20 protein-coding genes are annotated in these 20847 nt (G+C 66.2%); 2 read left to right on the forward strand and 18 right to left on the reverse strand.

All coding sequences use genetic code 11. The features are described from left to right. Positions 1-13: 13 nt before the first annotated feature. Positions 14-1123, reverse strand: coding sequence for an alkaline phosphatase family protein (locus ACOGXQ_RS02380; protein ID WP_419945862.1), 1110 nt, complete (start codon positions 1121-1123; stop codon positions 14-16). Positions 1124-1170: 47 nt separating this feature from the next. Here ACOGXQ_RS02380 and ACOGXQ_RS02385 point away from each other — a divergent pair, with 47 nt between their 5' ends. After that, positions 1171-1632: an RrF2 family transcriptional regulator gene (locus tag ACOGXQ_RS02385; protein WP_419945863.1), complete on the forward strand. Its 462-nt coding sequence runs from the start codon at positions 1171-1173 to the stop codon at positions 1630-1632. A 123-nt stretch (positions 1633-1755) separates the two neighbouring features. Here ACOGXQ_RS02385 and ACOGXQ_RS02390 read toward each other — a convergent pair whose 3' ends face one another. The 3 genes from ACOGXQ_RS02390 to ACOGXQ_RS02400 are packed head-to-tail and all read right to left on the reverse strand — an operon-like array spanning position 1756 to position 3796. Next, positions 1756-2724, reverse strand: coding sequence for an RluA family pseudouridine synthase (locus ACOGXQ_RS02390; RefSeq protein WP_419945864.1), 969 nt, complete (start codon positions 2722-2724; stop codon positions 1756-1758). Further along, on the reverse strand, positions 2721-3242 hold the full coding sequence (lspA, locus tag ACOGXQ_RS02395; protein ID WP_419945865.1) for a signal peptidase II: 522 nt from the start codon (positions 3240-3242) through the stop codon (positions 2721-2723). The genes ACOGXQ_RS02390 and lspA overlap by 4 nt, the downstream gene beginning before the upstream one ends. A gap of 11 nt (positions 3243-3253) precedes the next feature. After that, the gene (locus ACOGXQ_RS02400; RefSeq protein WP_419945866.1) at positions 3254-3796 is read right to left on the reverse strand and encodes a TraR/DksA family transcriptional regulator; all 543 of its coding nucleotides are present in this window, start codon (positions 3794-3796) and stop codon (positions 3254-3256) included. 209 nt (positions 3797-4005) lie between these two features. On the opposite strand from ACOGXQ_RS02400, the gene ileS reads away from it, so the two are divergent. Beyond that, on the forward strand, positions 4006-7212 hold the full coding sequence (gene ileS, locus ACOGXQ_RS02405; RefSeq protein ID WP_419945867.1) for an isoleucine--tRNA ligase: 3207 nt from the start codon (positions 4006-4008) through the stop codon (positions 7210-7212). Here ileS and ACOGXQ_RS02410 read toward each other — a convergent pair. The 14 genes from ACOGXQ_RS02410 to ACOGXQ_RS02475 form a co-directional block, all read right to left on the reverse strand. Beyond that, on the reverse strand, positions 7196-7906 hold the full coding sequence (locus ACOGXQ_RS02410; RefSeq protein WP_419945868.1) for a hypothetical protein: 711 nt from the start codon (positions 7904-7906) through the stop codon (positions 7196-7198). The two genes, ileS and ACOGXQ_RS02410, sit on opposite strands and share 17 nt — an antisense overlap. A 45-nt stretch (positions 7907-7951) precedes the next feature. Continuing rightward, a complete protein-coding gene (locus tag ACOGXQ_RS02415) occupies positions 7952-8203 on the reverse strand; it encodes a YggT family protein (RefSeq protein WP_419945869.1) in 252 nt (83 codons plus the stop codon). Between the two features lie 80 nt (positions 8204-8283). Further along, on the reverse strand, positions 8284-8754 hold the full coding sequence (locus tag ACOGXQ_RS02420) for a cell division protein SepF (protein ID WP_419945870.1): 471 nt from the start codon (positions 8752-8754) through the stop codon (positions 8284-8286). Positions 8755-8836: 82 nt separating this feature from the next. Further along, positions 8837-9520, reverse strand: coding sequence for a YggS family pyridoxal phosphate-dependent enzyme (locus ACOGXQ_RS02425; protein WP_419945871.1), 684 nt, complete (start codon positions 9518-9520; stop codon positions 8837-8839). Then, on the reverse strand, positions 9513-10163 hold the full coding sequence (locus ACOGXQ_RS02430) for a polyphenol oxidase family protein (protein ID WP_419945872.1): 651 nt from the start codon (positions 10161-10163) through the stop codon (positions 9513-9515). Before ACOGXQ_RS02430 ends, ACOGXQ_RS02425 begins: the two co-directional genes overlap by 8 nt. Before the next feature lie 58 nt (positions 10164-10221). Continuing rightward, positions 10222-11301 (reverse strand): cell division protein FtsZ, encoded by a 1080-nt coding sequence (ftsZ, locus tag ACOGXQ_RS02435; protein WP_419945873.1) that lies wholly within the window; start codon positions 11299-11301, stop codon positions 10222-10224. Between the two features lie 145 nt (positions 11302-11446). Further along, a complete protein-coding gene (locus ACOGXQ_RS02440; protein WP_419945874.1) occupies positions 11447-12202 on the reverse strand; it encodes a cell division protein FtsQ/DivIB in 756 nt (251 codons plus the stop codon). Positions 12203-12205: 3 nt separating this feature from the next. Then, entirely contained in the window at positions 12206-13165 is a 960-nt protein-coding gene (gene murB / locus ACOGXQ_RS02445) for a UDP-N-acetylmuramate dehydrogenase (RefSeq protein ID WP_419945875.1), read from the reverse strand. Beyond that, a complete protein-coding gene (gene murC, locus ACOGXQ_RS02450; RefSeq protein WP_419945876.1) occupies positions 13155-14534 on the reverse strand; it encodes a UDP-N-acetylmuramate--L-alanine ligase in 1380 nt (459 codons plus the stop codon). Before murC ends, murB begins: the two co-directional genes overlap by 11 nt. Further along, the gene (locus ACOGXQ_RS02455; protein ID WP_419945877.1) at positions 14531-15709 is read right to left on the reverse strand and encodes a UDP-N-acetylglucosamine--N-acetylmuramyl-(pentapeptide) pyrophosphoryl-undecaprenol N-acetylglucosamine transferase; all 1179 of its coding nucleotides are present in this window, start codon (positions 15707-15709) and stop codon (positions 14531-14533) included. Before ACOGXQ_RS02455 ends, murC begins: the two co-directional genes overlap by 4 nt. 3 nt (positions 15710-15712) lie before the next feature. Continuing rightward, on the reverse strand, positions 15713-16768 hold the full coding sequence (gene ftsW, locus ACOGXQ_RS02460) for a putative lipid II flippase FtsW (protein ID WP_419945878.1): 1056 nt from the start codon (positions 16766-16768) through the stop codon (positions 15713-15715). A gap of 56 nt (positions 16769-16824) precedes the next feature. Next, positions 16825-18261: a UDP-N-acetylmuramoyl-L-alanine--D-glutamate ligase gene (gene murD, locus ACOGXQ_RS02465; protein WP_419945879.1), complete on the reverse strand. Its 1437-nt coding sequence runs from the start codon at positions 18259-18261 to the stop codon at positions 16825-16827. 70 nt (positions 18262-18331) lie between these two features. After that, positions 18332-19384 carry a phospho-N-acetylmuramoyl-pentapeptide-transferase gene (gene mraY, locus ACOGXQ_RS02470; protein WP_419945880.1) on the reverse strand — a complete coding sequence of 351 codons (1053 nt, stop codon included), beginning with the start codon at positions 19382-19384 and terminating at the stop codon, positions 18332-18334. Continuing rightward, a complete protein-coding gene (locus tag ACOGXQ_RS02475) occupies positions 19381-20841 on the reverse strand; it encodes a UDP-N-acetylmuramoyl-L-alanyl-D-glutamate--2,6-diaminopimelate ligase (RefSeq protein ID WP_419945881.1) in 1461 nt (486 codons plus the stop codon). The genes mraY and ACOGXQ_RS02475 overlap by 4 nt, the downstream gene beginning before the upstream one ends. Positions 20842-20847 lie beyond the last annotated feature (6 nt).

Genomic DNA, 20847 nt, shown 5'->3' on the forward strand with positions numbered 1-20847 from the left:
GACGCACAGCGGGCTACAGCACAAGGAAAGGCACCAGCATCTCCTCTGCTGTGAGTCCCCCATGCCGACCGATCAGCGGGTGGCGCGGCACATCCTCGTCAGGCATCGTGAACGCCTGCAACGCCCGAGGCACCAACACCACATCGCCCAGGCGGCCCCGAGCAGGCTCAGTGACGTGGCGACCCAGCCATCGCTCCTCCAGCACTCGAGAGAGCGGAGCGATCTCTGCAGCCGATTGGTAGCGCTCGCAGGCATCCAGCAGGTCAGCGGCGGCGCCAAGACGTGCATGCAGCCACAGCATCCGGGCCTCGCCCGACCAGCCGCTGGTGAGCGCCACGATGTCGGGATCAACGATGATCGGCGGATCGAGCACTTCTACGACACCGTGGTCGGCAGTCACGACAAGCGGCACGCCGCGGGGCAGCACGTCACGCAGGGCACACGAGAGCTGCTCCACCTCGGCCAGCACAGATCGATACTCGGCGCCGATGCCGAATGCGTGGGCGATCTTGTCGAGGTTGTCGTAGTAGGCGAGGACAAGCGGATAGCGCTTCCCAACGGCGTCACGCACCGATTCGACGAGACCGTTGGCATCGCTCCACCCCCAGATCGCTCCGCCTCGCAGGTGCGCAGCGGTGAAGCCGCTGTGGCGGAACTCCGCACGCGTCACCACCGCAGCCGGTCGGCCGCAGAAGGGCATGACGGGCTGCATCTCGGCTGCGGGCACCGCGACCCGTGCGTCCTGGCCACCCGCTCGCCAGCGCAACGTGTTCAGCAGTCCCATCTCGGTCGGCACGCGGTAGCCAACCAATCCGTGTTCTCCGGGCGTCGCCCCGGTCGTGAGCGATGTCAGCGCAGTCGCGGTCGTGCTTGGCGCGACCGTGGTAACCGGTGCGCTGGCATCGCTGGCCGCAGCCAGCGTCGGAGCAAGCGTGCGATGGCGCCGCAGCTGATGCCAGCCGAGCCCGTCGACGACGAACAGGACCACTGTCGGTGCATTCGCTACGGCATCATCGATCAGTTCTGAGGGTACGCCGACGAGGATTCCTGGCATCACTTCAGTAAGACATCGTCCGCCGTAGCTGGGCAGCGTGTGCTCCAACGCGAGCGGTTCGCCCTTCATGGGGCGGACCCTACGGGCAATGAGCGGGGCGGGGCTACGCTGCCAGCGTGGCAGTCTCGACGCGGGGAGACTATGCAAGCCGTGCGCTGCTGTCCTTGGTGCTCAACGACAACGGCAGGCCGACATCAGTACGCGACATAGCGGAGCGCACGGGCCTGCCTCAGCCGTACTTGGAGCAGATCCTGCTGGCACTCAAGGGCGCGGGACTAGTGCGGTCCAAGCGGGGCGTCGGAGGCGGCTACGTCATGGCACGAGATCCCGCTGAGATCACCATCGGGATGATCGTCCGGGCGGTGGACGGGCCCATCGCGCTCGGCGATTTCGGCCAGCCGCACCAGGACGGGGCCTGCGACCACGAGGGACAATGCGTCCTGCTGGCGATTTGGGACTCGGTAGGTCGCCGGATGCGCACCGAACTCGACTCCTACAGCCTTGCGGCTGTTGCCGAAGTGGCTCGCGGACGAGCGCCTTGGCCCGGGATGCCAACCGAACCGCCCTCTGCAGAGTGAGCCAGAGTCAGCCCCCGGACCCGAGAGGTCCGCTAACGGAGCGGGCTGGCGCGGGAAGCGCAGGGCGAGGCCATGGCCGAGCCGACCCGTGCGCGAAGCGAACAAGAACGGCGAGCTCAGGACTCAGAAGAGGGCGCGAATCGCCTGCTGGTCGGAACCGAATCCGCGCAGGGCCTCGGCGAAATCGCTCGGGATCGGTGCTTCGAAGATCATCTCGCTGCCGTCCGATGGATGTCGGAACCTCAGTTCGTACGCGTGCAGGAGCGGTCGTCCGATGCTGAACGGGTCCGCGACGCCGTAGGTGAGGTCCCCGAGCAACGGCAGGCTGATGCTGGCGAGGTGTACCCGGATCTGGTGGGTCCGTCCGGTCTCCAGCCAGCAGCGCAGCAGCGACGCGTCGATGGGATGGGCAAACGTCTCGATGACGCGATAGTGGGTCCGCGCTGGCCGGCCGTCGGCGCGGATGGCCATCATCGTTCGGTTGCCTGGGTCGCGTCCGATCGGCGCATCGACCGTGCCGGTCGGTGACGGTGCAACGCCACGGGTGAGGGCCGCATAGACCCGGCGAACAAGACGCTCCGAGAGCTGGCTCACGAGACTTTCGTAAGCCAAGGTGCTGCGGGCGCATACGAGGACGCCGCTCGTTCCTCGGTCGAGCCGGTGCACGATGCCGGGCCTGTCGGGTTCACCGACATGAGCCATCTCGGGATACTGCGCCCCGAGTGCATCCGCCAGCGTGCCCTGCCGATGACCCGACCCTCGATGGGTCACGACACCAGACGGCTTGTTCACCACCACGACGTCGCGATCGGCGTGCAGGACGTCGAACGAGACCTCCTCAGGCGTCAGACGCACTGGCCCTTCGACCCTATGGATTCCGACGAGCTCGATCAAGGCGCCCGGATGCAGACGCTGTGAGCCGTTGCGAACCGGTTCGCCGTCGACCATCACACTCCCGTGTGACACCATGCGGGCAGTTGCGGACCGGGGCTTCCCCGTCAACAGCGACAGCGCCCGGTCGAGCCGTTCACCGCCGAGAGACTCCGGGATATCGAAGCGCGAGTTCTTGAAAGGACAGGGCGGCTCGATCACTCAGACGTCCCCCGCGCGATGGAATCCCCTCGCCGCTCGCTCAGGAACAGGTGCACAAGCACGATGATGAGCCCGACCGTGATGGAAGCATCGGCGACATTGAATATCGGCCACCACTGCAGGTCGATGAAGTCCACGACGGCACCCCGTCCCCAGCCTGCGCCGCGAAAGATCCGGTCCGCGAGGTTGCCGAGCGCGCCGCCGATGATTCCCCCGAGACCGAACGCACCCCATGTGCCCCCGAGCCGCCGCCGCCACGACCACAGGACGCCCACGATCACGATGACTGCCAGCGCCAGCACAGGACCCAAGCCTCGGCCCGCCGAGAACGCGATCCCCGTGTTGTGCACGAGCCGCAGTCTCAGCGTCCACACCAATTCGATGACCCGATCATCGAGGGCTGCGACAGCCCAAGCTTTCGTGGCTTGATCTGCTGCAAGAACCGTCACGCAGACAGCGGCGATCCAGCGGTCGCGCGTCAAGCGCTCCCGTGCTCCAGCAGACTGCTCAGCACTCAACCATGAACAAGCTAGGGGCGGCGCCATACCGGTCCGCTGCTCTTCACCTCCACTCGCATGGACGCATGCGGGATGGCTTCAAGGCGTTCCTTCGGGATGGGCTTGCCCGAGACGACGCAGACTCCGTACGTGCCATTGTCGATTCTGGCGAGCGCAGCATCGATCTCGGCGATCTCCTCACGCTCCCGCGCTGAGATCTGCAATGCCCGATCCCGTTCGACGGCGATGGAGTCTCCCTCTCCGGATTCCTCGTCGAACTGCACATCGCCTGTTTCACGCTCGCTGACGAGTTGCTCGGCCTCGGCCTCATAACGCTCAGCATGCTCGGTGTAGCGCCGACGCTCGGCGAGCAGTGCCTGTCGCTGCTTCTCGAGAAATGCCTCGCCGAAGCGCGATTTGGCGGCTCGCTTGCGAGGTGCGGCCTTCTTCGCCGGGGCCTTGCGGGCTGTGCCCGATTTCTTGGCGCTAGCGCCGGACTTCTTTGCGCCGGTTTTGCGCGATGTGGCCTTCTTCGCAGCCGCTTTGGGTGCGGAAGCCTTCTTTGCTGTTGCCATCGCACCTCTCCCGACTCAGCCCCCGGTTCAGCGAAGCTGTATTTTACGTCTCCGCTTTCTGATGATGCGGGGATGACCGGTCGGCAGAGTAGCTGCCCGTCGATGCCTGATGCAGCAAAGAAGCCTGTGTCGAGGGGTACCCTCACCGGTTCGCAGGCCGACCCCGACCGCCGGGGTGACATGAGCGGAGCCTGCAGGAGGAGCGGGTGATGGGAGAGGCGAGCAACAGCGTCTACCCGCGCGTCCAGGCACAGGCGGACTTCCCCCGGATCGAGGAGCAGGTCCTGGCGCGCTGGCACGACGAAAACACCTTCGAGGCTTCAGTCGCAGGCAGATCTGCTGATGACGAGTTCGTCTTCTACGACGGTCCGCCGTTCGCCAATGGCCTGCCGCACCACGGCCATCTGCTGACCGGGTATGTGAAGGATGTCGTCCCCCGGTACCAGACGATGCGAGGCCACCGGGTCAACCGGCGCTTCGGCTGGGATTGTCACGGACTGCCTGCCGAGATGGAGACAGAGCGAGAGCTCGGCGTCAGCGGGCGGGCGGCGATTACCGAGTACGGCATCGAGCACTTCAACACTGCGTGCCGCGACGCAGTGATGCGATACACCGCCGAATGGCGCGAGACGGTGACCCGCCAGGCCCGTTGGGTGGACTTCGACAACGACTACAAGACGATGGACTTGCCCTACATGGAATCGGTCATGTGGGCGTTCAAGCAGCTCTGGGACCAAGGTCTCGTCTATCAGGCGTTCAGGGTCATGCCGTACTCTTGGGGTGCCGAGACTCCCCTGTCGAACTTCGAGATCCGGCTCGACGACGCGACGAGACCCCGCCAAGACCCGGCCATCACGGTCTGGTTCGAGCTGGACGACGCCGATGACGGGCTTGGGCCATTGCGGCTGCTGGCCTGGACGACGACGCCGTGGACACTGCCCTCCAACCTGGCGGTTGCCGTCGGAGACGACATCACTTATGCAATCGTCGCGTCAGCAGCCCATGAAGGCACACGCTTCGTCCTCGCAGCCGACTGCCTCGATCAGTATGCGTCCGATCTCGAGCCGTTCACCGTTGTGGGATCCATCAGCGGAGGTGAACTCGCCGGCCGTCATTACTCGCCGATGTTCGACTTCTTCGGCCACCGCACTGAGGCATTCAAGGTTCTCTCGGGCGACTTCGTGGGCACCTCCGAAGGCACCGGCATCGTGCACCTGGCACCCGGCTTCGGCGAGGACGACCAGATCATCTGCGAAGCCAACGGCATCGAGATCGGCGACGCCGTCCCGGTCGACGACCGTGGCTGCTTCACCGAGCCGGTGACGCCGTGGGCGGGGCTGAACGTGTTCGACGCAAACCAGCAGATCATCGCTGACCTGAAGGGCCGCGATCGAGTTCTGCGCCACGACAGCTACGAGCACAACTACCCGCACTGCTGGCGGACGGACACGCCGATCATCTACAAGGCCATCAGCTCGTGGTACGTCAAGGTCACCGCCATCACCGATCGTCTGCTGGAGACGAACCGGCAGATCAACTGGGTGCCCAGCCATGTGCGAGAGGGCCGCTTCGGTCAGTGGCTCGCAGGTGCCCGGGACTGGTCCATCAGCCGCAACCGGTTCTGGGGCTCCCCCATCCCGATCTGGATGAGCGATGATCCGGCGCACCCGCGCGTCGACGTCTATGGGAGCCTCGACGAGCTCGAAGCCGATTTCGGCGTACGGCCGGACGATCTGCATCGGCCGTTCATCGACGAGCTGACGCGCCCCAACCCCGACGACCCGACTGGCTGCTCGACGATGCGACGGGTTCCTGAGGTGCTCGACTGCTGGTTCGAGTCGGGTTCCATGCCGTTTGCGCAGGTGCATTACCCCTTCGAGAACAAGGACTGGTTCGACAAGAACTTCCCGGCCGACTTCATCGTCGAGTACATCAATCAGACCCGAGGCTGGTTCTATACGTTGCATGTCCTGGCAGGAGCGCTGTTCTCTCAGCCGGCTTTCGAGAACGTGATCTGCCACGGCGTCCTGCTGGCCGCGGACGGCAGCAAGCTCTCCAAGCGATTGCGCAACTACACCGAGCCGACCGACATCTTCGCCCATCAAGGGTCCGATGCCCTGCGTTGGTACATGATGGCGAACAACATCGTGCGCGGCAGAAACTTGCGCATCTCCGATGCCGGGATCGACGAAGTAGCCAGGCAGATCCTGATCCCCATCTGGAACGCCTATTCGTTCTTCACGCTGTACGCCAACGTGGACGGCTACCGGGCTCGGTTCCGCACGGATTCGGGCGATGTGCTCGATCGCTACCTGCTGGCCAAGACACGGGCGACGCTGGAGTCGGTCACTACGAGCTTCGACGAGTACGACCTCCCCGGTGCAGCCGCTGAACTCCACACGTTCATCGATGCGCTCAACAACTGGTACATCCGCCGCAGCCGGACTCGTTTTTGGGGCGAGTTCACCCGCATGCTGTCCGCAGCAGGCCAGACCACGGGCGATCCTGACGCCTTCGACACGCTGTACACGGTGCTGAGGATCTTCGCGGCCATGTCAGCCCCGCTGCTGCCGATGATCACCGAGGAGATCTACGGAGGACTCACCGGCGGCGACAGTGTGCACTTGAGTGACTGGCCTGACCCCGAGCTGCTTCCGTCTGACCCTGAGCTTGTTGAACGGATGGATGCGATTCGCGCGGCAGCCTCCGCGGCGCTGCGCATGCGTGAGGACGCCGGGCTGCGCGTGCGGCTGCCGTTGCGCAGCGCGACCGTGGCCGGTGCAGGCGCCGAGCTGCTCGAGCCCTTCGCGTTGATTCTGGCTGATGAGATCAACGTTCGCGAGGTAGTCCTCCGCGATGAGCTTGACAACCTCGCAACCCATGTGCTGCGACTGGACGGCTCGGTATTGGGTCCTCGACTGGGTTCGGCGGCCCAAGAAGTGTTCGCCGCCGCCCGAAAGGATGACTGGCACATCGCCCCGGATGGCAGCGTCAGCGTGGTCGGCCACCAACTACGCGACGACGAGTATCACTTGACCCTCCAACCTGCAGATCCCGCTACCACCTCGGTGCTCGACGCTCAACAGCTCGTGGTGGTGCTCGACACCACGGTCACGCCGGAGTTGGAGGCTGAAGGCGCAGCGCGGGATCTGATCCGCCGCATCCAGCAGACCCGCAAAGAGCACGGTCTCCAAGTCTCCGATCGCATCAGTCTGGCGATCCGCTGGAGTCCACCGAATCTGGACGCGATCCGCCGACATGAGGTACTGATGGAGGCTGCCGTGCTAGCCCGGCGGATCAAGTGGCTGCCTGGCTCCGAAGAACCTGAGATTGAGCTTGGCCGCACTGTCGAGGATGCCGACGAGGATACCGATTCCTCGGCCGTGACCCTCTCAGCAGTCAAGGACTCCTTGTAGTCAAGGGCGCCTTGCGGATCAGCGCGTCCAAGAAGGGATCGTCCAGCTCCTCCTGCGTGAGCGGAGGTCCGTCGGGAACGGTCTGATCGGCTTCGTCATCAGACTTGTCGGCAGAAGACTTGTCGGCGTCGATGCTGCTGTCGTGCTCACCGCTGGCTTCGCGAATGGAGTCGTAGGCGACGTTGCTGCGACCCTCCGAGCTTGCAGTCAAGGGCGCAACGATGGCGGGCATGGTCGCAGGCTCTGGAGCCGAACGCACCGACTCGGTGGCAGACTCGGTTTCAGGCAACGCTTCGGGCAATTCGTCCTCGTCGGTCTCCGCGGCGTCCATCGGTTCGGGCACCTCGATGACAGCTACGTCATAGCCTGCATCGGCCAGTGTCCGGGAGATCTCGGCGGTGACGAGATGCGAGAGCGCTTCGGTGAGATCGTCAGTTGCCAGCTTGAACGCTTCATCGAGAGCTTGGCTGCCGGTCGCCTGCAACGCCGCTATCGCCTCGACGACCTGCGCAATGGTCTCAGGCGAGAGCTGGACTTCGACAGGCTGGCCGGGGCCGGGAGCGCCTGCCTCCACGCTGGTCATCCGGGAGTCGATCTCCGCGACGCGTGCTGCGAGAGCTGCGATCTGATCTCCGAGGCGCTCGAGCAGCCCAACGCCCTCCGGAGCGGTTCCATCATCAGCCGGACTCGCCACACCGCAAAGTGTACCAGCCCAAACGTTGATCGGCCGGAAAGCGTCCTACCGTCCGCAGCCCAGCAGGAAACCCGCGACCAGCACTTGCAGTGCGATGATCAGCACGATCGGTGAGAGGTCCAGCGCGACCCGGCCCATCTGTACTGCAGGCAGGGCCCGCCGCAGCGGCCCCATCACCGGCTCGGTGATTCGCACCAGCCATGTCCTCACGACCGTCACCGGGCTGTCGGGCGCCAGCGGGATCCAGCTGAACAGCACGCGAGCGAAAATCGCGAAGGTGTAGATCGACGTGAGCATGCACAACAGGCTTCTCATTCCTCACCTCAACAGCAGGCACCGCGGCGCTCGGGAGACAAGCGCCTCTGTACTTGGCACCTTCAGTACCCGGCACCTTGGGAAGGCATCGCCTCATGCCCGCTGCCGCTGACGACGACGTTGGCAGGCACCAGCATGTACACGGCATTGGCGACCTTGCGCATCTCGCCGTCACGGGCGTAACACAGCCCGCTGGCGAAATCCAGCAGCCGTCGGGCTGTGTCCCGGTCGAGGCCCTGCAGGTTCAGGATGATCGGCTGGTCGCGCTTGAAGCGATCCCCGATCTGCTGTGCGTCGTCGAACATCCGGGGCATAAGCACGAATGGCTGCGCCGTCGCGACACTACGGACCGCCGCCGAAGACGCTTGAGCTGTCGCGGGCTGCGTCGCCACCGTGGCCGGGCGCTCGACCACCGTGACACCGCTCTGTCCAGCCGGGTCACTATGGGAATCGGTCACCGGGAGCTCGCCTGGCATGGCGCGCTCAGTTGCCGGGGCGTAGCTGTCATCGGGGCCGAGGCCCAGATAACTCATCGCTTGTTTCATGAACGACGCCATAGGAGTCCTCTGGGGGGAAACTCTCGATTGCCAAGAGTACCGACACGCAAAGATACGTTCAGTCACCCCCCGATGCGGTGATCCGGGCCGGGCGCTCGCCGAACAGGGCAGCTCCGATGCGCACCACCGTCGATCCGGCGCGTACGGCTTGCTCGAGATCCGCGCTCATCCCGATGCAGCGATGCTCGAGATCGTGGCGGTCGGCGAAGCGGCTCACTTCGGTGAAGGCTGCCTCGATGTCCGCCGGCGAGCCCTGCGGGCCGATCGCCATGCAGCCCCGCACATCGAGTCCCGCGTCCCTCGCTTGGGTGACCAAGGACGGAGCGTTGTCCAGGCCGCAGCCGCCTTGGGTCGATGCCCCGCTCAGATCGAGCTGCACGAAGACCTCCGCGCCCGGGCGATGCCTTGAGATCTCGTTCACGAGTCGTGCACGGTCCACGCTCTGCCAGAGGTCGACGAGGCCCGCAAGCTGCCGGACCTTGTTCGATTGCAGGCGACCGATGAAATGGACTTCGAGCCGGTCCTGCACTTCTGGATTCAGCTGGTCCCACTTGGCGCGCAGTTCTTGGGCGTAGCTCTCCCCGATCATCATCATGCCCGCCGACGCGGCAGCTTCCAGCGCGGATGCGTCGAAGCCCTTGGTCACGGCCACGATGCCGATGCGCGACGGGTCGCCGCCGGCGTCGGCGATCCGCTGACGAACCCGTTCCGCCCTCCGAGCGACATCATCCGGATCAATCACCGGTCTCGCCTGGGGCTGCGTCACCGTCGAGGCAGACAAGCAGTGCGGTGCGACCCCGCTCTGCCCTGGTGCGGTGCGAGAAGTAGCGAGTGTCCGAAGCTGTGCATCGTCCCAATTCGGTGTCGACCACGGCATTGCCGCGGCGGAGGGCCAGCCGCACTCCCTCAGCAAGGTCGAGCGAGGGCGTGTCCCATGCCGTTGCGCCGGCGACACTCGAACCCAGAGTGGTCACCGCTTGGGCCAGGTCTGCTGCTTCGAACTCATAGTGCGCCGAACAGATGTGGGGACCGACGACGGCCCGGATATGGCCGAATCCGTGGCCCGCCAGCTCCGTCAGAACAGCTTCGACGACACCGGCGAGCAGGCCTCGCCATCCCGCGTGAGCTGCTGCCACGGCACCGCGCCCGCTTGCGTCGTGCCCGTACAGCGCCACCGGCACGCAATCGGCGGTGCGGACAGCCAGCATGGCCCCTGGGGTCGTCGTCCACGCAGCATCAGCGCAAGCACCCAGATGATCTCCAGGCTGATCGACCCTCAGCACATGACAGCCGTGCACTTGCCTCAGCACGGTCGTCATGGCGCCTGAGGACCCGTCAGTGGGCGCGCAGTCGCCGTCGGTGCGCTCGGAGATGCTGATTCGCACCATGTGGCTCCCGGCACGGCGATGCAGCGTCAACATGAGGGCCGTGCCGGCCGCGGCGTCACCGCAGGAAGCTGGGAACGTCGAACGATTCGTCGTCGCCGTCAAGATCGCCGAACGGGTCGGCAAGATCGTCACCGTCGTCCGAACCGGCAAAATCGCCGAGCGCTGCGCCGCCCGATGACCGCGGTGCCGTGTACCGATCGAACCCGGCGGCGATGACCGTGACACGGATCTCCTCGCCCTGTGAGTCGTCGATCACCGTGCCGAAGATGATGTTGGCCTCGGCATGCGCGACTTCTCGGATCACCTCGGCTGCTTCATTGACTTCGAAAAGTCCCAGTTCCGGGCCGGCCGCGATGTTCAGCAGAATGCCGCGCGCACCGTCGATGGACTCTTCGAGCAGGGAGGAAGACACGGCCTGCCGGGCCGCGTTCTTCGAGCGGTTCTCGCCGTGTGCGCGCCCGATGCCCATCAGCGCGGTGCCTGCGTTGGACATGATCGCCTTCACGTCGGCGAAGTCGGTGTTGATGAGCCCCGGAGTCGTGATGAGTCCTGAGATGCCCGAGACGCCCTCGCGCAGCACGTCGTCGGCCATCCGGAACGCGTCGATGATCGACGTGTGCTCGCTCGCCACCGTCAGCAGCCGATCGTTGGGGATGACAATGAGCGTGTCGACTCGCTCCTTCAGCCGCTCGATTCCCTGCTCGGCCTGGATTTGGCGCCGCTTGCCCTCGAAGGCGAACGGGCGAGTGACCACGCCGATGGTGAGCGCACCGACTTCCTTGGAGATCTCGGCGACGACGGGCGCACCGCCGGTTCCCGTGCCGCCGCCCTCACCGGCGGTGATGAACACCATGTCGGCGCCCTGCAAAGACTCAGCGATCTCGTCGCGGTGTTCCTCGGCCGCCCTGGTGCCGACCTCGGGGTCGCTTCCGGCGCCGAGTCCGCGGGTCAGTTGGCGACCGATGTCCAGCTTGACGTCGGCGTCGCTCAGCAGCAGTGCCTGTGCGTCGGTGTTGACGGCGATGAACTCGACGCCGCCGAGTCCGACATCGATCATGCGGTTGACGGCGTTGGAGCCGCCGCCCCCGACGCCTACCACCTTGATGATTGCCACGTAGTTCTGTGGTGAGGCCACGGGGCTCCTCGCGTTCTTCGGCTGGCCGCGTCCGTCAGCGGCGCCACGGCCAGCGCCTCCTAGGGAAAATAGCGCATTGCACGACAGTACCGATGCCTCTTCGAGTGAGCAAGCCCAGACCCACGAATTCACGAATTGATGAGGATCATCGAGTCGGCGCGCGAACGACGGGGAGATGCGCAACGGACACATCGAGAAATGCCCCGGGGGGCGTCAAGCCGGGGATCACCGCCGCAATCGCCGCCGTCTTTGCTCCGATCGCCGAGTCATCACCGAGAGTCGCTTCGAACACGGCACCATCCGACTGCCGTCGCACGCGTGCACCCACATCACCTCGCCCGTCGCGCCACAAGGCGGCAACCACAAAGCCGAGCTGTCCGTCCGCAGTGTCGAGCACTTCCAACAGCGCGTCGGCGTCTGGGGCCAGATAGTCGCCAACGGCAGGCGCCGCGGCTATTCCGGACAGGCGCGGCAGTGCCGGCGGCGTTGCCAGCACGGTGGTGAGCACGCGTCCCTCGCGGTCTACTAGCACCCAGCTCTCAGGCGCAGTGAGCGCTAGCGCGACGGGGGCGCGCTCGACGATGTCGACTTCCACGGCTCCGCCCCAGAGGCGGCGGACCTGGGCGCTGTGGACCCACGGCAGTTCGCCGAGGGCATCCCGAGCGCCGCCGACATCCAGCGTCCCCATGAAATCGCCGAGTTTGATGCCCGCGGCCTGGATGGCTTCGTCGTAACTCACGCGATGCAGGCCGCGGAAGTCGATGCGATCCACGTCGAACGCCCCGGCTGAGACAGAGATCACGCTGCTCAGCAGCAGGACCGCCGCAGCGACAGTCAAGATCGCCCACCGGTTGGCACGGTTCTTTGGCTGCGTCGGCGTGTCGACTGGCTTTGGCGACACGACTCAAGCGAGGCTGGGCGAGTCCCCGAAGCCCACCATGCGAACTTCGGGTTGCAGCGTGACGCCGTGCTTCTCGGCAACGCGACGACGGATCTCGACCATCAACGCGACGACATCGGCCGCAGTGCCGCCCGGATCGGACACGATAAAGTTGGCATGCACCCGAGAGATCTCGGCGGTACCGATGCGCAAGCCCCGGAGTCCTGCTTGATCGATTCGTGCGCCCGCGGAGTCCGAGGGCGGGTTCATGAACACAGAGCCGGAGTTCTGCCCTCCCGGCTGGTGCTCGCGGCGCCAGCGGACGATGTCGGCTATCCGGCCCATTGCGGCGTCGGGCGGCGTGCGATGCCCCTGCAGCCGGGCGCGCAGCACGACATCGCTGTCGCCCAAGCCGCTGCGGCGGTAGCCCAGCGCCAAGTCTTCAGCCTGACAGCAGACGACCAGTGGCGGCGTGTCCTGACTGTCAAGGTCGGCAATGTCAGCGTCGATCAGGCACGACGCGAGATCGCTGCCGTGTCCCCCCGCATTCATGCGTACTGCCCCGCCCACCGAACCCGGCACGCCGACAGCCCATTCCAGCCCGCCGATGCCGACACTCGCACACCGGCGTGCCAGCACTGGCAGCACTACGGCAGCACCAGCTGTGACAGTCGTCTCGGCGTGGTCAATCTCTATCCCGCTGTACGCCTCCCCCAAGAACAGCGCGATGCCTTCGAATCCGCGGTCCGCAACGAGCACGTTCGACCCGCGTCCGAACACGATGATCTCCAGCCCAGAGGCTTCGCTCGCCTCACGCGCGCACTGCAGGTCGGCAGCGCTGCTGATCTCGAATGCCACCGCAGCAGGACCGCCCACTCGGGACGTCGTCAGGGCACCGAGCGGCGCATCGCTCCGTGCTCGAGGTCCCAGCACGGCGGCTGCCGTCGAGACGGCATCAGGATCCGACCACCGATCAGGACACATGCAGGAGTTCGTCCGCCAGCGTCGTGAGGTCGCCCGCTCCCAGCGTCAGGCAGACATCGCCTGGTCGCAAGTTGCAGCGCAAGTACGACCGCAGTTCGGCCCGTCCCGGCAGGTAGGCCACCGGGGCATAGGGATGCGCATCGAGCACAGCCCCGAGCACGAGTTCCGTGGACACACCCGGGCATGGCATCTCGTCGGCCGGGTAAATGTCGGTCAGAACGAGCTGATCGGCGCCGGCAAATGCGTCCTCGAAGTCCTGCCACAGCGATGCGACGCGCGAGTAGCGATGAGGCTGGAAGACCACCACAATGCGACGCCATCCCCCGCTTCGGGCTGCGGAGATCGCGGCCTCTACCTCGGTCGGCAAGTGGGCATAGTCGTCGACGAACGAGATGCCGTCACGCTCGCCGCGACGCTCGAATCTGCGGGCAACACCAGCGAAGCGTCCCAGCGCCTCGATCATCGGAGAGGCCGCGGCGCCCAGCTCCAGTGCTGCCGCCAGCGCACCTGCGGCGTTCGTCACGTTGTGCATGCCCGGCAGCGGCATCTCGCACCTGCCGATCAAGGTGCCGCGGTGGATCAGATCGAATCCTGCGCCAGAGCGTCCCGTGCGCGGTTGCACGATGCGGTAGTCGGCCTGCGGCGAGATGCCATAGGTGATGCAGTCGCCGACGCGTGAGGCCAGAGCTGCCGCCTCGTGATCATCGGCACACAGCATGCGGAACCCGTCTGCACCTGCACAGAACCGGACGAACGCGTCGACGAGGGCATTGAAGCTGCCGTAGTGCCCGAGATGGTCGGGCTCCACGTTGGTGACGAGCACTGCGTCGGCCCCGAGCTCGAGAAAGGTCCCGTCGGACTCGTCGGCTTCGACGACGAACCACTCCCCCGCTGTGTCCCAGACGGCTCCCGACCCGATCTCGTTCAGCTCGCCGCCGACCAAGAATGAGGGATGCCCTCCGGCAGCGACCAAGCACAGGGACAGCATGGACGAGGTCGTCGTCTTGCCGTGGGTGCCGCCGACTGCCAGCGTCCGCTTGCGCTGACAGATCCGGCTGAGCAGTTCGGCGCGGCTCAGCACCGGGATCCCGCGGCTGCGCGCGGCGACCAGTTCGGCGTTGCCCACAGGCACCGCACTGGAATGCGCCACGAGGTCAACGTCGCCCAAGTTGGCAGGATCGTGGCCGATCGCCACACGCGCTCCTTGAGCCGCAAGCCGGGTCATTCCCGGCCCCGGTCTCAGGTCGCTGCCGCTCAGCGCGTGACCCATCTCTGCCAGCACCAAGCCGATGGCATTCATGCCCGATCCGCCGGCGCCGACGAGGTGAATCCGGCGGGGCTCGCTCAGGTTGATCGCCGAGCCAGTCATGAGGCGCCCTCGATGGACAGCGAGACCGTGTCGGGGACGGCGGTGCTGTGCTGGATGACAAGACGCGCAACCCGCTGGGCGGCGTCAGCGCGGCCGAAGGTCAAGCCCTCGGGGACAGGTCCTCCGATTCGGTCCACCGGTCCGGACATCGCTTTGATCTCGTAGAGCAGCCTGGCTGCGTCAAAATCGGCATCGGACACCATGCGTGCCTGGCCTGTGGAGACCAGCACCTCGGCATTGCGCCGCTGGTGATCATGAGTGGCGATCGGCAATGGCACCAGCACCGCCGAGGTTCCCAACACCGACAGCTCCGCCACAGTGGAGGCGCCTGCGCGGCAGACCACCAGGTCGGCCGCTGCCAAGGCCATTGGCAGGTGCTCGTCGAACGGGACTGCGCGGTACCAGTCGCGCACGGCTGCACCGTCATCCCGGGGAGCAGGTTCTGGCGGGCGGTCCTCCCAATCCCGGCGGCCGACTACGTGGTAGACGAATACGCCATCTCGGTCCCGCAGTGATGGCAGTGCCGACCACACGGCGGTATTGATGCGCCGCGAGCCCAGCGAACCTCCGAAGACAGCTATGCACGTTGCATCAGTCGGCCAGCCGAGACGTTCGCGGGCGTCGCCGGCATCGTGCGCTGCTTGGGCGACCTCTGACCGAACGGGATTGCCGGTCACCACCTCGCGGTGCAAGCCGGTGCCTCCCACGGGCACCGCAGCGGCTCGCGCAAAGCGCCCAAGCAGACGGTTGGCGGCCGAGGCAACGGCGTTCTGCTCGGCGATGACCAGCGGCACTCGCCAGATCACCGCTCCGAGCGTGGCGGGAAATGCGGCGTAGCCGCCGAGCGACAGCACCGCGGCGGGACGTCGCTTGCGCACGAGCGCGATTCCTCGCAGCGTCGCCCATGCCAGGCCCACGGCCGCCACTGCATTGGTCAGATTGACCCGTCTCGCCGTGAGGCCGCGTCCGCCCAGCACGGTCAGACCGAATCCCGCCGCAGGCACGAGCTGGGCGTCCATGCCCCGCTTGCTGCCGACGAAGTGGATTTCCTCAGCCGGCCAGCCGCCGTCGGTGAGCGCATCTGCCACAGCCAAGCCCGGAATGAGATGTCCAGCAGTTCCCCCGCCGGCAATGAGAACGCTCGGGGCTCGGGAGGCTCTGGCACGTACTGCCACGACTCAGCCGGACTGCCGTGTCACGTTCAGGAGCAGCCCAGCAGCAGCGGACGTCACCACGAGCGACGATCCGCCGAAGGACAGGAACGGCAGGGGCACACCGGTCACCGGCAGCAATCCAACCACACCGCCGACGTTGATCAGCGTCTGCAGCACAAACCAGATGGCAATTCCTGCTGCGAGCAACGAGCCGAACAAATCCGGCGCCTTCTGAGAGGTCCGGAAGCCACCGATGCCCACGACGCCGAGCAGTGCCAGGAGTCCCAGCGCTCCGAAGAGGCCCATCTCCTCCCCGACGATCACGAAGATGAAGTCGGTTTCGGCATTCGGCACCCATCCCCACTTGGCCTGACCGGCGCCCAGTCCGGTACCGCGCACCCCGCCTTGTGCCAAGCCGACCAAGCTCTGGAATGTCTGGTAGCCGCTGTCCGCACGCTCCGCGATCGGATCCAGGAATCCGATCAAGCGTTCACGCCGGTAGGGAGCGGCGAACGCCAGCAACGGAGCGGCAACGCCCACCATCAGCACGATCTTGACGAGATCGCGTCCCGGCAAGCCAGCGGCGAAGAGCATCCCCGCCCCGATGCCGACGAGGAGCAGCGTGGTTCCGAGGTCGGGCTGCAACAGCACGAGCGAGCTGATGACGGTCAGCATCAGCATCGTGGGACGCAGAATGCGGTCCGACCGATGGATCTGCTCTTTGCGAGAGTCCAGGAAAGCGGCCAGCGCCACGATCAGGGCGAGCTTGGCGATCTCTGAGGGCTGCACGCTGAACTGCCCGAGTTCGAGCCAGCGGCGTGCCCCGCCGGAACGAGTGCCGATGGCCAGCACGACCACCAGCAGCAAGACGCTGGCTGCAGCCAACGGCAGTGCGAAGCGCCGCCAATGGCGGTAATCAATGCCCACGGCGACCAGGAACGCTGCGCCTGCGACCGAGGCTGACAACAAGTGACGCCTGAAGTATTGCGAGGGTCGATCCGGCGATTCCACCCCCACCGCCGACGTGGCAGACAGAACCAGCACGACGCCGAGGATCAGCAGCAGCACGACCGCTGACATCAGCGCCGCGTAGCGGACAGAAGGCCCCGTCGGGGGGCGCTGAAGACTCCGCGGGCTCACTGCTGTCCCTCCCGCTGAGCCAGTTCGTCGTGACGAACCCGCAGTTCGGTCACGGACGCGATGAAATGCTGTCCCCGGTCGCGATAGCTCGAGTACCAGTCGAACGAGGCGCAACCTGGCGACAGCACCACGTCGCCGGCGGGCAGCGCCATGCGGTAGGCGAGCTCGACGGCCTCGGGCATCGAGTCTGCCCGTCGCATCTCCGGATGGTGCGGGCGCAGCCGGCCGAAGCTCCCGATGACGGCGTCGGCGGACTCCCCGATCGCGACGACCCCCCGCACATGCGCCGCTGCCTCTGCAAGATCGCTCAAGTCAAGTCCCTTGTTGCGCCCGCCTGCAATGAGGATCGCATCGGAGAACCCGGTGAGCGCGGCAACCGTCGCATGTGGCGCCGTGGCCTTGCTGTCGTCATAGAAGCTCACGCCGCCCACCCGGCCGGCGAAAGCCAACCGGTGGGCCAGCCCGGCGAAGGACCTCAGCCCGGCCACCACGGCGTCAGCGGACGCTCCCATCTCGAGAGCGGCTGCCGTCGCCGCTGCGGCATTGGACAGGTCATGAGGGCGCTTGCGCGGCAACGCGGCCACATCCACCAGCGGACTGCCGAACGCCATCAGCATGCCGGCCTCGAAGCGGACATCGGCGGGTGCGCCGAGCGCGTCGGCGGCGGCAAAGGTCACGTTGCGCGCTTCGATGCCTGCGGTCCGCGGTCCGATGCCCGGATCGCCGTAGGGCGCCACTGCGACGTCACCGGGACCCTGATGCGCCCAGATACGCGCTTTGCAGGCTGCGTAGTCGCCGAAATCCGGATGCCAGTCCAAATGGTCGGGCGCCAGATTGAGCCACACCGCCACCGCGGGAGCAAACAGTCGAGTTCGGCAGAGCCGGAACGATGATGCTTCGACGACGAACGTGTCTACGTCCTCCGATATGGCGTCTACCAGCGCGACATCGGTATTGCCGGCAGCAGCGGCGCTGATGCCGCTGCGGTTCAGCATGCGTTCGATCAGCGTGGTGACCGTGGTCTTGCCGTTCGTGCCGGTGACTGCTGCAACCGGGCGACCATCCCATTGGGCCGCAAGGTCGAGTTCGCTGACCACAGGCGTGCTGCTTGCGTCAGCGAGCCGGTAGCACGGGTGGCGGGGCGGCACCCCAGGCGCTGGGGCCACGGCAGCAGCCCGAATCACCAGCGAGCTGAGCAACCCGACCTCGGTGGAGTCGTGCACCTCGGTCAGAGTCAAGCCAGCCATCTCCGCCGCGCGGGTCGCCCGGTCCGGGCGGTCGTCGGCGACGATGACCTCGTGGCCATGAGCAGCGAGCGCTCTTGCGACAGCGCAGCCGGTGACGCCCATGCCGACTACCAGCACCGGTCCGTCCTCGGGACCGACGACGCTCCGCAGCGGACGATCCGCGAAGCGCAGAGCACTGACGCTCATGGCGAGTCCTCTGGCAGCCGGAAACGGCGGTGCAGCGCCGAAAACCGCGAGCGCGCGCCGGTCGTCGAAGTCACAGCGAGTCCGCCGGGAGTTCGACCAGGTTGAGGCTCAGAAAATCGGCGTAGTACAAGCCGAGAGCGAACGCGACAAGCAAGCTGTTCACCACCCAGAGCCGGATGAGCACGGTGGTCTCCGGCCAGCCTCCGAGCTCGAGATGATGGTGCATGGGAGCCATCCGGAACAGGCGATGGCCGAAGAACCGAAACGAGCCGACCTGGATGATGACCGAGGCCGTCTCGATGACGTAGAGACCGCCGATGATCGGCAGCAGCAAGTCGACATGCAACAGCATCGCGAGACCCGCCATAGCAGTGCCGATCGCCAGCGAACCTGTGTCGCCCATGAAGATCCGAGCCGGGGGAGCGTTCCACCACAGGAAGCCCGCGCAGGCACCCGCCATGGCAGCCGCCACGATGGCGAGGTCGAGCGGGTGCTTGACGCCGTAGGAGACCGGATGCCTGAAGGCCCAGTAGCCGATGACCACGAATGCCGCGAACGCAACGGCAGCGGCGCCGGCGGCCAATCCGTCGAGGCCGTCGGTGAGGTTGACGGCGTTGGAGGCGCCCAGCACGATCACTGCCGCCCAGAGGATCCAGACGCCGGTCGGCAGGCGCAGCGCATTGCCGTCCAATCGAGTGAACCCCACGGCCGTGTCCAGGCCGACCCACCACACCGAGGCGATCGCGAACCCGCTGCCGACACCGATCAGCCCGATCAGCTTGGCCCGCTTGTTGAGGCCCAGATTGCGCTCCCGGCTGACCTTGATCCAGTCATCGGTCAGACCGACGAGTCCGGCGGCGCACACCGCTGCGAGCAGCACGATGCCCGATCGGGTGATCACGGTCTCGGCGCGCAGATGACTCACCACATAGCCCACGACCGCCGCCGCGACGACGGCGACTCCGCCCATGGTCGGCGTGCCAGCTTTGGTGATGTGCCCACGGGGCCCGTCCACGCGGATCGGCTGACCGACGCCGCGAGCCTGCAGCCAAGGCACGAGATAGCGCGTGCCGACGAGCGAAACGAGCATCGCCGAGCTCGCCGCGATCAGCAGAGCGATCATCGCTGCGAACTCCTGCGCCGCCGCAGGTGTTCTGCGGCCACTTCAGCATCGTCGAAAGGGAGTGATCGATCGCCGATCAGCTGAGCCTTCTCATGGCCCTTGCCGGCGATCACCACCACATCACCTGCATCGGCGTTCTGTATCGCGACCGAGATGGCACTGGCTCGATCGAGTTCGATATGCAGTCGGCCGTCACCCGGCCGACGGCTCTCGGCGCCCGCGGCGATCGCCTCGGCGATCTGGGAGGGCTCTTCGCTTCGCGGATTGTCCGAGGTCAGCACCATCACATCTGCGTGGAGATCAGCGGACGCACCCATCGGAGCGCGTTTCGACGCGTCGCGATCCCCGCCTGCCCCGAAGACTGTCCAGAGCCGACCGTTGGACTCTCCGAGTTCCCGGGCACTGCCGAGCGCTGCGCCGAGGGCGTCAGGCTTGTGGGCAAAGTCGATCAGCACGCAGATATCGTCATCCGGCCCGCTGACCGGCCACAACCGACCGGGGATCGGGACTATCGCCGAGATCGCTGGCGCCACCGCATCGTCGTCCAGACCGACAGCGCTTGCCGCCGCAGCCGCAGCCGCGACGTTTGCCACGTTGAAGCGGCCCAACAGCCCGCAGTGAACCGGCCTTCCGCGCCACACGCCGCGGAGGCCGCGCTCGCTCACAGCGACATCCGTTATGTCGGAAGGCTGCCATTCGGCCACTGAGCCGGTTGTGCCGGTGGCAAGTCCGGCCAGTGTGCGACCCCACGGATCGGCCACGTTGATCACTGCTGTGTCCGTCCGCCCGTCAAAAAGCCGCGCCTTGGCAGCGAAGTAGTCCTCCATCGAGCCGTGATAATCGAGATGCTCATGCGAGAGGTTGGTGAAAACGCTTGCGCTGAACCGGGCGCCATCGACCCGCCCGAGTTCCAGTGCGTGGGATGAGACCTCCACGATCACCATGTCGGCGCCGTCGTTCGCAGCGCCGTGGATGCGCCGGTACAGCACCGGCGCTTCAGGTGTCGTGTGCGAGCCGTCCAGCGTGCCGACCACCTCGCAGGTCACGCCGCATGACGATGCAATTGCCCCGATGGCATGGGACACGGTGGTTTTTCCGGCGGTTCCGGTCACGCCGACCAGAGTGCAGCGACGCCACGGATAGTTCCAGACCGCGGCTGAGGCTGGGCCCATGGCCTCGCGCACGCAGGGCACCACGATCTGGGGCACTTCGAGTTCAAGGTCGCGTTCGACCAGCACAGCAGTCGCACCAGCGGCGACCGCCTCATCCGCATAGTGATGGCCGTCGTCGTGCTGACCGACCACGCAGCAGAACAGCGCTCCGGTTTCGACGAGCCTGCTGTCGTGACTGATCCCGCGCACGACCGCGGCATCGCCGGAAGCGGCCAGGACACGACCGCCGATCTCCGCTGCCAGGCGCCTGACGGTCATCGGCGTCGGGGACGACGGCGGACTCATGCCTCG

This window comes from Candidatus Poriferisodalis sp., assembly GCF_965208485.1.
In the GTDB taxonomy this organism is placed as follows: domain Bacteria; phylum Actinomycetota; class Acidimicrobiia; order Acidimicrobiales; family Poriferisodalaceae; genus Poriferisodalis.